Below are 10,470 nucleotides of genomic sequence, written 5' to 3'. Positions count from 1 at the left end.
GATATGCACATGAACTTACTCAGAGGACTGAATAGTTACGCTGAAGCTGTGACAATACTGACCTACAAAACTGCTGGCGGGTTCGCCCCCATACCCAATGAAGTTCCAGCCAAGCCGCCTAAGGACGCCTGTGATGTACAAAAAGGAACCGATGGCGAAACCCGTTACTCCCAAGACTCCGCCTGGATCTACTTTATGCAGAAGAATCACACAGGAGACAACGCGATAGTTGAATACACCACGAACCCAAACATGGCGAATCAGTTTAGTCGTCCGCTTACGATTGGCATCGAGATAGCAGATGCATGGTGCTATTCATGCGAAAAAGACTCATTTGAAAGTGGAGTAATGATTTTTCGAAGAGCCCCATTTATAAAAATACACGGCCTCATGATCAGCAAGCCCCAAATGCATGCTAGTCGTTCGGAAAAAGACACAATTTTCTTTACGTAGCTAGTGCAGTTGGCCTCGATGGCACAGATAGATATTTCTCACTTATGAGACAAACCAATGCCTCACCCTATCGACACTAAAGCTACCCTACCCGCCCCTTTGACTATCAAGAACAGGCTATTTAGATAGAAACAGCAAGGGCAATGAAGGCTTTTTATTTATCCACGAACACTGACCAGTGAAATACAATTCACCAACATTTTTCTAGAAAGAATAACATGGATGATGACTTCTTTTTTTCAGGCATAGGTAGTACGCGCGAAAAAAATTCTACACTTCTTAAGGCTAAGCAGTCACGCTACCATGCAATAAAAGAAGTGCCCATAAACAAAATACAACTACGAGGAGACTCCTACACAACCGGCGTTCATCATGAGCTAATGATTTTTCTAGAAAATTCAATAAATATAAGGGTATCAAGAACAAATGGGGAGGACACCCTTCAATTAGATGCTATAGATACAGGGAAATATGCAAAAAATGTACTACATGAAAAGAAAATAACCGACAAAAAAATAAACACAAAAACCGTTTTTATTGCATTTTCAGAAACAAAAAATGCTAGACCATACTACGACCAAGCAGATTGCCAAACCTTTGCGGCAGAAGTCTACAAAAAAATAACCGGAGAATCGCTTAACTCGAATTTAGGTGACGATGACTTCATTTAAGACGAGCCAACTATGCCAACTCAAATTAAGATAGAACACAAAAGAAGCACCTGTGCTAGAGGCGGACATATACTCACCACCAAGAACCTGAAATACGCCCCACTCAATTTATTTATTTTTATAGCCTACGGAAATACTAAGGGCCGTAGGTTGGGCTAAATGCAATGAAGCCCAACGTTTACCATTCACCATCCAAAAGCGACATAACCTTGGGCTTTCCTATTCACGCATAAAATAAACGCAATCCACTAAACCACCATGCTCCGCCCCTCCGACAAAACCACCCCGCTCTCGCTCAGCGCCTCCGTGCTGAAAGAGCTCTACCCGGACAGCCTGTCCAGCGACGAGGCGCTGAATGTGCTGGGTAACTTCACCCTGGCCGGCTTCAGCGACAGCGCTCTACCACAGAACAAAGCTCTTCTATCCTAGTTAGCAAGTTAGCGGAACGAATTTAGAATCGATACGATGATTTAAGCAGCAACCGGCAGAGTATCAACTCATTGGAAACAAACACAGGGAGGCCGCATGATTACCGTTATGACCCTCAGTGGTGGCTCGGGCACCATGTTTTGCAGTTGCAAGAATGGGGACTGCCAAGACCACAGCCTCATTTCCATTACCACTCAAAACCATGAGGTCTATCAGTTTCAATACTCCGCCGGCCATCAAACAATGTATCTCAGAACCGCCAAGGATAAGATCACCCAGTTTTGGACCAACACCAAAGCCGCTCACATCCGGGTCCGGCATGTGATTTACATCCCCAGCAAGAATGAAGTGGCGCACATTCTAAGAAGCAAGCCGCCGGAAATCGGCATCCCGCCAACCAGCGCCATCGGCAGGCCGCCGCCAGCCCATCAGAGCATGGGTTCGGTAGTGGAGATGAAGCCGCCCACCATGACCATGCGTCGCGGCGATGATGTCTTGATTGACATTGGCGGCAGCCATGGCGATGAAAAGGCCTTCTCGCATAAGCCGCTATTAAAAAAAATGCCGACGGCGCTGGGCTTGGATCAAGACAGAATGATCCAATTCATGACGGAGAATAATGGAAAAAACCTGGGCAACTGCGCGGAGGTGGTGGCGGCGGTGCTTGAGGCCGGCATCACCGACGCTCGGGATAGGCCGCTGACCACCGGCTACACGCTGCCCTTATGCGCTTGCATCTGCTGCTGCCATTCGCCTACCTCGGTGAGCAAACTGGCCTTTAACATCCAGAAAAACACCCTGGCGCAACTCAGCGAACAAGGCCTGCTGAGCACGGACTTGCTGGGCTACGCCCCCAATAAAATCTCCCAAGCCGGGAAAAGTCAACGTGACGAATTCGACTTATTCGATATCGACTTTGACTCGCTGTCTTACTACCAGAAAGATGACAATTGCTGTACCTCCCTGATTAAAATCATCTGGGACACTTTATCCATGTGCACCTTCAGCACCTACTCCAGAGCGCATGGCGGGGGCCAAGACAAGCAGCACTAACACCGCAGCATTAATTTGGAAGCTGTTTACCATCTGCTACGCGGTCAAGATCAAAGCGACTTGGCTTGCCAGCCGCACTGGAAACCGCGTATTCGATGCTCCCCAGGTCCCTTCAAGCCTGCCGTCGGGTGGCAGGCCCGAGGTCTTAAGCGGCTGCTTGTTCGAGCACCGCGACGTTAGCGCGGGGCGAGTTCAGCCGCGCCTCGGGCCTGACGGGGCCCGACGGGAAGCCGTAGGCCAGGCTTGCAGGGCGGCCTTTGGGGTGAAGGGGAATTTGGCCGAGCAAATTCCCCTTCCTGCCCGCCGGGCAGCCCCGGCAATGCAAACCATCATCCGCATAGCGGATTCAATGTATTGGGCAATACCTGAAAAGATCGTGAACAGACGTTTAGAGCCGTCAAGGAGCAACGATGCGCGTAGCCAGCTTCAATCTGGAAAAAAACGGCGAATCCTCGCCGCTGGATAAAAAGGCGCAGGTCGAGACCTTCATCCACCAATGCTGCTCCAACGACAGCTGGGACGTTGACGTGGTGTTTCTGTGCGAAGTGCACTCCGCCAGGCTGGACGACTATTACGATTATTTACGCGGCGTGTATCAAAACTATGATGTCCACGCCTTTGCCGGCGGCCACTCCAACGGCTACATCGTGATAACCAGAAAAGGGCTACATCTCGAAGTTGTCAGCCAGGGACACTTGAAAGGCCTGAACCGGGACTTGATCGCGGTCGTGGCCCAAGGCGTCAACGGCTACACCGGCCTCTTGTTTCTGGCTCACTTCAAATCCGGCCAGGGCGGGCTGACCAAGAGCCAGTTGCGGGACTGCACCAGCCTGGACGGACACTGGGTGGCCACCGGCGATCTGAATCTGGACTACACCCGAGTAGAGGAGCTGGACACCCCCGGCGTGGCCTATGAATGCTGGCAAGGACAGGCCACCCACGCCAAAGGCGGCATCCTGGATTGGGTGCTGGCCTCGGTCGACGTCAAAGTCGCGCCTTTCGACATCAGCGGCTGGGCGGACGCGTTCGACATGAGCGGCCCGGACCATCGCCCCATCGTCTTCGACGTCCTCAGCTGAGCGCCGCTGCCGCGAGACGCCCATGCCCCGCCATCGGCCTGACTGATTATTCGACAAAGCAATACTAAGCCCACCTTTGAGGAGCATAGCGATGAGTCTAAGGTTGAGATTTGAATTGCTGAAGAGCCTGGTGAATGTCACATCGATAGAAGGCGACGGCAAGTTTCCCGGCAATGCCAACAGCAGCTGCACCGGTCAGGTGCTGACCTGGTTTCGCGCCTTGAGCGGCAACTTGAAAAGCGGCACCGGCCTTAGCGAATCGCTATTAAGCCCGCAGCAACAGGCCACCCAATTGCATTTTGAACAGCTGAATAACGGCAACACCAGAATACTGGCGTCGATAGCGGAGAAAACCGTCAATATGCGCGGGCAAAACTCCGCGGAAAACATCAAAGACAAAACCCCATGGTCAGGCAAATACAAGCTCTACATCATCGCCAGTTCCAAAGGCAGCGGCCATGCGTTGGGCGTCTATTTTCCCTGGACGGGCAGAGTCCAGTTTTACGATCCCAACCTGCTAGTGTGCGAAATGAAGAAAGACGACGACATTTACCCTTTATTATCGCAATGGGTCAGGATGTACGACGGGCTGGACGCGCCGGACTCGATATGGGGGCACGAAGACCTGTACGTCATTCCCGAGTCCAAATTAAAAACCACCTATATCGTATGACGCGGCAATCGCAGGCATCGATGCGCGCCAGCCCCCGAGCCGGGGGCAGAGGGAAAGTGCACATGAAACACCGCACCCCATTCACCCCCTCAAGCCGGCCTGGCCAGCGGCAAGCCGCCCTATTGGCCGTCTTGCCGCCGGAGACGCCCAGGCAGGAGAAGAGTCAATCCCGCCCCGCCGCTCATGCTCTATTTCCCAATATTTGAGAACCGTCATGCCCCGCCCCTCCGATAAAACCACCCCGCTCTCGCTCAGCGCCCCCGCGCTGAAAGAGTTGTACCCGGACAGCCTGTCCGGCGACGAGGCGCTGAACGCGCTGGGCAGCTTCACCCTGGCCGGCTTCAGCGACAGCGCGCTGACGCTGGACAAGGCGGTGGCCTCCCACCTGACGCTGAGCCTGCGCCGCGACGACAAGACCCGGCCCGTAGACGGCCTGTGCGCGGCGATACGCCAGCTGCCGGGCGACGCCACCGCGGACCGCTACAGCGTGACGCTGCGGCCCTGGCTGTGGTGGCTGAGCCTGGCCGGCAACAACCGCATCTTCCAGAACCAGAGCGTGCCGGACATCGTAAAAGCGGTATTCGCCGGCCACGGCTTCAGCGACTACCAACTGAAGCTGGACGCCACCTACCCCAAGCGCGAGTACTGCGTGCAGTTTGGCGAGAGCGATCTCAATTTTGTGATGCGGCTGCTGGAAGACGCCGGCATCTTCTGGTTCTTCACCCACGCCGACGGCAAGCACACCCTGGTGCTGGCGGACGGCAACAGCTATTTCCCGGACTGCCCCAATAACGCCAAAATCCCCTACCTGGGCCAGGACCTGGGCGGGCGCGAGCTGGAAGGCGTGCGCAGCGCCGGCATCAGCCGCCAGGCGGTGGCCGGCGGCTACCGCGCCGGCGATTACGAATTCACCACCGCCAGCGCCTCGCTGTACGCGCAGGCGCTGGCCAAGTCCGATCTGCCCAATCTCTACCAATACCCGGGCGGCTACGCCAAGAAGGCCGACGGCGACGCGCTGGCCAAGCAGCGCAGCGACGGTCTGCGCGCCGAGGAAGTGGAACTGGTGGGCGACAGCGACTGCCGCTGGCTGATCCCCGGCCACTGCTTCACCCTGAGCGGCCACCCGGACCCGGCCTGCAATATCGCCTGGGTAATCACCCGCGTCAGCCACGAAGCCGGCCAGCAGCATTACCGCAACCGCTTCGCCGCCATCCCCAAGGCCACGCCCTACCGCCCGCCGCGGCTCAGCCCCAAGCCGGTGATGCACCCGCAGGTGGCCAAGGTGGTGGGCAAGGCCGGCGAGGAGATCTGGACCGATAAATACGGCCGCGTCAAAGTGCAATTCCCCTGGGACCGCGACGGCAAGGACGACGAATCCAGCTCCTGCTGGCTGCGGGTGATGCAGCCGTGGAGCGGCAAGGGCTTTGGCATGCAGTTCATCCCGCGCATCGGCCAGGAGGTGATTGTCAGCTTCATCGACGGCGACCCGGACAAGCCGCTGGTCAGCGGCTGCGTCTACAACGGCGACAACGCGCTGCCCTACGAACTGCCGGCCAAGCAGGCCCAATCCGGCCTCAAGACCAACTCGACAAAAGGCGGCGGCGGTTTCAACGAATTGCGCTTCGACGACAGCAAGGACAAGGAGGAAGTGTTCTTCCAGGCGCAGAAGGACTACACGGTGAAAGTGCTCAACGACGCGGCCGCCGACGTGGGCCACGACGAAACCCTGGTGGTGAAGAACGAGCGCAAGCGCAGCGTCACCGAGGGCAACGACAGCCTCAGCGTGGACAAGGGCAACCGCACCGTGGAAGTGAAAACCGGCAATGAAACCCTCAACGTCAAGGGCAAGCGCACGGTCAAGGTGGAGGGCGACCAGAGCCACAGCACCGGCGGCAATCACGAACACAAGGTCAGCGGCAACTACACGCTGACCGTGGACGGCAACCTCACCATCAAGGTCAGCGGCACCCTCACCCTGCAAAGCGGCGGCGCCTTCACCGCCAAGAGCGACGCCGCCTACACCGCCCAGGCCGGCACCAGCCTGACCAACAAGGCCGGCACCGGGCTCACCAACCAGGCGGGCACCGAGCTGACCAATAAAGCCGGCACCACCCTGACCAACGACGCCGGGGTGTCGCTGACCAACAAGGCCAGCGCCAGCCAGACCGTGGACGGCGGCGGCATGCTCACCCTCAAGGGCGGGCTGATCCAGCAGAACTGACACGATGGCGGAACCGATAGACCTCCAGCAAGACCAGCAGCGCTTCGTCGGCCAACTGGCCGACGGCAAGCTGCAAGGCCCGGCGCGCATCGACCAGGCCGGCGCGCCGCTGGCGCGCTTCCACTACCAGGACGGCCAGTTGCACGGCCCGGCCACCCTGCTGCACCCCGGCGGCCAGCCCTCGGCCCAGCTGCATTACCAGCGCGGCCAGCTGCACGGCGCCGCGCAGTACTGGTCGCCGGAGGGCGCGCTGCAACGCCAGGCCCATTACCGCCACGGCCTGCCGCACGGCGAAACCCGCACCCTGTTTCCCAACGGCCAGGCGGCGGAGCTGGCGGTCTACCGCAACGGCCTCAAGCACGGCCTGCAACAGCGCTACCACCCCAACGGCGCGCTGGCGGAACGGCAGAATTTTGTCGAGGGCAAGCCGCTGGGGCCGCCGGAACGCTTCGCCGACGACGGCCGGCCGCTGAACGCGGACGGCAAGCCGATGGCGCGCTGGCGCTGGTGGTGGAGAAAGATGATGGGGTGAGCGCGGGGCCTAAGAACCTGTTTACGATCTGCTGCGCGTCGGCGATACGGCGTTAAAAACAAGCTCAAAATGCTCATGTACCACTCGTACATTCCGCTTTTTCGCTCGTTTTCGCCTTGTCTCGCTCTTGCTCGCAAGATCGTAAACACGTTCTAAGAGCGGCTAATATTGTCAGTTTCACGTCTTTCGACAATCAGGACGGCTCTACATTTCTTGAACGAACATCACCGTGTTTCCGGCTGGATCGCTGACTTGCGCAAGCTTTATAAATCCTAGGTCCTGTGTTTCGCTAGCGGTAACACCAGCGTCTTGGCAAACTGCCCTCTGTGTTTCGATATCGTGGACACCGCATACCACAGATGATTTACCCGCAAGGCTAGGGTCAGGAGCCAGCGAAACTTGAATCCAAGCATTTTCCGCCAGCTGCCATTCGGCGACGCCCTCATAAGGTGTGATATCTGGCTTGCGCCCAAGCCATTTGGCGTACCATTCAACGGCTCCGTCGAAATCATTCACGTGAAGAACGGAGACTACACTCGTAAAATTGTTATTCGACATTTCCTTATTCTCCTTCGCAAATAAAAATATCCATTTTTTAAACTTGTAGGCTCACATTACGATTTCTTCAGTGCGTGAAATGCTGCCTAGCCGCGCAGCGGATTCAAGGCTTTGAACAAGACTTCCCGTCAGCAAAGACCATGAACAGGCGAGCGCTACACCTGCCGCCCCAGCCACACCACCCGTCCCAACACCGAGAAATCCGCCGGCGGCGCGGCCAGGTCCACCTCAAACGGCGGATAAGCCTCATTGGCGCTGGACAGCCCCAGCTTGCCGCCCGGCAGCCGCTGCGCCCGGCGCACCACCACCTCGCCGTTCAGCTCCAGCGCGTACAAGCCGCTGCCCGGCTGCGTCTCCGCCCGGTTGACCAGGGCCAGATCGCCGTCGTTCAACACCCCGGCCATCGCGTCGCCGGCCACCGCCACCACCGCCAGCTGCTCGGCCGGCAGCTTGAGCCGGGACGCCAGCCAGCCCTGCGCCAGCGGCAAGGCCGCGCCGGCGCCGTAACACGGCACCTCCACATGCGCGCCCTGCGGCGCATAGCGCTCCACCGTCTCGCCGGTCCGCGGACCGGCCTCGCCCGGCAAGGCCTCGCCCTCGCCGAACAACAGCCAATCCGCCCGCACGCCGGTCAAACGCGAAAACTTGGCCACCAGCACGGCGGACGGCTGGCGCGCGCCGCCTTCGTAGTTTTGCAGCGACACCAGCGAGATGCCCAGTTTCTGCGCGGTGACGTCGCGCGCTTCTTTCAGCACCGTATCGCGGATAAACCTCAGTCGTTTGCCAAGAGATTCCACTGCCCACCCCCTCAGATTCAACAACGGACCCAGCTGATAGACGGAAAAACAACATTCGCAGTCCATGCAATGCATTGACTTTATTGAATATCTTTATTTTTCCGCATGACGGACCACGCTCGCATTTGCAATAAACCTCAATCGTGGTCAGATGTTTCCATGCCGATGACAAGAAGCGGCCGACGCCGTCAAGGCTGAGCCGGCCCAGGCCCGGCGGCCATCCGCCAGGCCGCGCTTGCGTCAAGGCCAAACCAGGCGCCGACACGATTCGTGCATTCTAAGCCCGCCCTCTGGAAAGCGCGAATCCGGCCGGTCCAGCCCCGGCCGGCGCGCCGGCGGCAAGCCGGCCGCGCCGCTGGCCCCCTTTAGGAGCAGCCATGCCGATACGCACCCTCCTCGCCCGATTCGCCAAGCCGCCGCCGGCCAAGCCGCTCGCCCGCCTGATCAAGACCGTGCAGCAATTGCACGCGCAGCGCGCCGACAACCCCGCCCTCGCCGCCATCGATCTCGAGCTCGCCTATCTGTCCCGCTGCTGCGAGCATTACGACGACATCGCGGACGAGCTGCGCCAGTGCTGCGAGGCGCTGAGCGCGCTGCTGCTGATGCTGCGCCACACCGAAAACGCGCAACTGCGCGGCAAGGCGCTGTGGGCCTTGCTGGAGCCGCTGCAGCAACGTTTGCAGCTGGCGGCGGCCAAGCTGGAGGCGGTGACCTCCTGAGCGGCGGCGTGACCGTCGCGCCAGCCAGCGCGAGACTGGCGCTTGCGGCCGAGACGGCGGCCAGCGCAAACGGCGCCCATGCGTTTTAGAAGCCGCGCTCGCCGCGCCGCGGCTCACGCTGCGCAAGAGAGACGGGCCGGTTCCGAGCCCGCCCGCGCTCATGCGCGCCACCTTTCAGAGCCTGTTCAAAGTCTCGCGAGCCAGGGCGAGACAAGGCGAAAATGAGTGAAAAAGCGGAATGTACACGTGGCACAAAGCATTTTGAGCGTGTACTCACCGTGCAACGCTCCACGAAGCACAGCAGATCGTAAACAGCTTCTTAGAGGCCGCTGGCCTCATCCTTCCAGCATCTTGCGCGCGCAGGCCTCGTCGGTGACCAGGCCGGACAGCCATTCTCCGCGCAGCGCCGCCAGGATGGCCGCCGCCTTGCCCTCGCCGCCGGCGAAGGCGATCACCGGCTTGGCCGGCCGCTGCCGCAAGGCCAGGCTGGTCACCCGCTGCTGCACCGCTTCGCCCACCAGCCGGCCGGCGCTGTCCATCGGCCGGCCCAGCAACTCCGCCACCGCCTGGCGCGCCATCAGCCCGGCAATCTCCTCCTGATCCAGAAAGCCGTCCTCCTGCAAGGGGCAGCCCGGTTCAATGGCGCCGATGCCGATGAAGGCCACGTCGGCCTCCGCGCCCAGCGCTTCCACCGCGCGGTACAGCCGGTGGTGGCACCATTGCGCGCGGTCGTCGGCGCTGTCCGCATACAAGGGCGCCGGCAGCAGGTAGTAACGGCTTTGGGTTTTCTGCGCCGCCGGCAGCGCCACATCGTAGCGGTTGGAGCAGCCGTCGTGGGCGATGGTGCCGATCAGCGACACCAGCCGGTGCTGCGGGCTGTGGATGTCGCCCAGCTCATCGATCACGGCCTTGAGCGTGCGACCGGAGCCCAGCGCCGCCACCAGCGGGCGCGGCTGCTGCAAATAGCGCTCGAACACGCGCGCGCCGGCCACCGCCAGCTTCTTGCGCAGTTCGGCCGGGGTGTCTGCGTCGGCCGGCACCACCTCGCACAGTTGCAGGCCGAAACGCCGGCGCAAGGCTTCCGCCAACTCCAGGCAGGCCGCCACCGGATGCGTCACCGTCACCTTGACCAGGCCCTGCTCCACCGCCGCCGCCACCAGCCGCTGCGCCACTTGGCGCGACACTTGCAGTTGTTCCGCGATCTCGTGCTGGGTCTTGCCCGCCACGTAATACAGCCAGGCGGCCCGCGCCGCCTGGTCCAGCTTTTCCTGCTGTTTGGACAAAA

The 10,470-nt window shown here is 59.6% G+C and carries 12 protein-coding genes; 9 read left to right on the top strand and 3 right to left on the bottom strand.

Annotation, left to right across the window (positions count from 1 at the left end; translation table 11 throughout):
* Nucleotides 1–9 precede the first annotated feature (9 nt).
* The 8 genes from ACODRW_RS12600 to ACODRW_RS12565 all read left to right on the top strand — a co-directional run bounded on the left by ACODRW_RS12600 (nucleotide 10) and on the right by ACODRW_RS12565 (nucleotide 7,111).
* Nucleotides 10–453 carry a hypothetical protein gene (locus ACODRW_RS12600; protein WP_146176658.1) on the top strand — a complete coding sequence of 148 codons (444 nt, stop codon included), beginning with the start codon at nucleotides 10–12 and terminating at the stop codon, nucleotides 451–453.
* A gap of 218 nt (nucleotides 454–671) precedes the next feature.
* The gene (locus tag ACODRW_RS12595; RefSeq protein WP_486635506.1) at nucleotides 672–1,124 is read left to right on the top strand and encodes a hypothetical protein; all 453 of its coding nucleotides are present in this window, start codon (nucleotides 672–674) and stop codon (nucleotides 1,122–1,124) included.
* Nucleotides 1,125–1,382: 258 nt separating this feature from the next.
* A complete protein-coding gene (locus ACODRW_RS12590; RefSeq protein ID WP_158274300.1) occupies nucleotides 1,383–1,553 on the top strand; it encodes a hypothetical protein in 171 nt (56 codons plus the stop codon).
* Nucleotides 1,554–1,649: 96 nt separating this feature from the next.
* Nucleotides 1,650–2,606 carry a hypothetical protein gene (locus tag ACODRW_RS12585; protein WP_488905870.1) on the top strand — a complete coding sequence of 319 codons (957 nt, stop codon included), beginning with the start codon at nucleotides 1,650–1,652 and terminating at the stop codon, nucleotides 2,604–2,606.
* A gap of 410 nt (nucleotides 2,607–3,016) precedes the next feature.
* On the top strand, nucleotides 3,017–3,685 hold the full coding sequence (locus tag ACODRW_RS12580; protein WP_107799793.1) for an endonuclease/exonuclease/phosphatase family protein: 669 nt from the start codon (nucleotides 3,017–3,019) through the stop codon (nucleotides 3,683–3,685).
* A 91-nt stretch (nucleotides 3,686–3,776) separates the two neighbouring features.
* Nucleotides 3,777–4,358 (top strand): hypothetical protein, encoded by a 582-nt coding sequence (locus tag ACODRW_RS12575; protein ID WP_156183856.1) that lies wholly within the window; start codon nucleotides 3,777–3,779, stop codon nucleotides 4,356–4,358.
* 214 nt (nucleotides 4,359–4,572) lie between these two features.
* A complete protein-coding gene (locus ACODRW_RS12570) occupies nucleotides 4,573–6,579 on the top strand; it encodes a type VI secretion system Vgr family protein (protein ID WP_488905869.1) in 2,007 nt (668 codons plus the stop codon).
* A gap of 4 nt (nucleotides 6,580–6,583) precedes the next feature.
* Nucleotides 6,584–7,111 carry a toxin-antitoxin system YwqK family antitoxin gene (locus ACODRW_RS12565; protein ID WP_227104103.1) on the top strand — a complete coding sequence of 176 codons (528 nt, stop codon included), beginning with the start codon at nucleotides 6,584–6,586 and terminating at the stop codon, nucleotides 7,109–7,111.
* Nucleotides 7,112–7,315: 204 nt separating this feature from the next.
* Here ACODRW_RS12565 and ACODRW_RS12560 read toward each other — a convergent pair whose 3' ends face one another.
* On the bottom strand, nucleotides 7,316–7,669 hold the full coding sequence (locus ACODRW_RS12560) for a VOC family protein (RefSeq protein ID WP_107799797.1): 354 nt from the start codon (nucleotides 7,667–7,669) through the stop codon (nucleotides 7,316–7,318).
* A gap of 155 nt (nucleotides 7,670–7,824) precedes the next feature.
* Nucleotides 7,825–8,466: a S24 family peptidase gene (locus ACODRW_RS12555; protein WP_146176661.1), complete on the bottom strand. Its 642-nt coding sequence runs from the start codon at nucleotides 8,464–8,466 to the stop codon at nucleotides 7,825–7,827.
* 377 nt (nucleotides 8,467–8,843) lie between these two features.
* Between ACODRW_RS12555 and ACODRW_RS12550 the strand changes: the two genes are divergently transcribed.
* Entirely contained in the window at nucleotides 8,844–9,185 is a 342-nt protein-coding gene (locus ACODRW_RS12550; protein ID WP_107799799.1) for a hypothetical protein, read from the top strand.
* Between the two features lie 335 nt (nucleotides 9,186–9,520).
* Here the strand turns inward: ACODRW_RS12550 and ACODRW_RS12545 are convergent, their stop codons facing one another.
* Nucleotides 9,521–10,468, bottom strand: a complete 948-nt coding sequence (locus ACODRW_RS12545; RefSeq protein ID WP_107799800.1) for a sugar-binding transcriptional regulator — start codon at nucleotides 10,466–10,468, stop codon at nucleotides 9,521–9,523.
* Between the last annotated feature and the right edge of the window lie 2 nt (nucleotides 10,469–10,470).

It is taken from the genome of Chromobacterium sp. FG89 (genome assembly GCF_057808735.1).
This window is presented reverse-complemented; position numbering and strand designations above follow the sequence as displayed.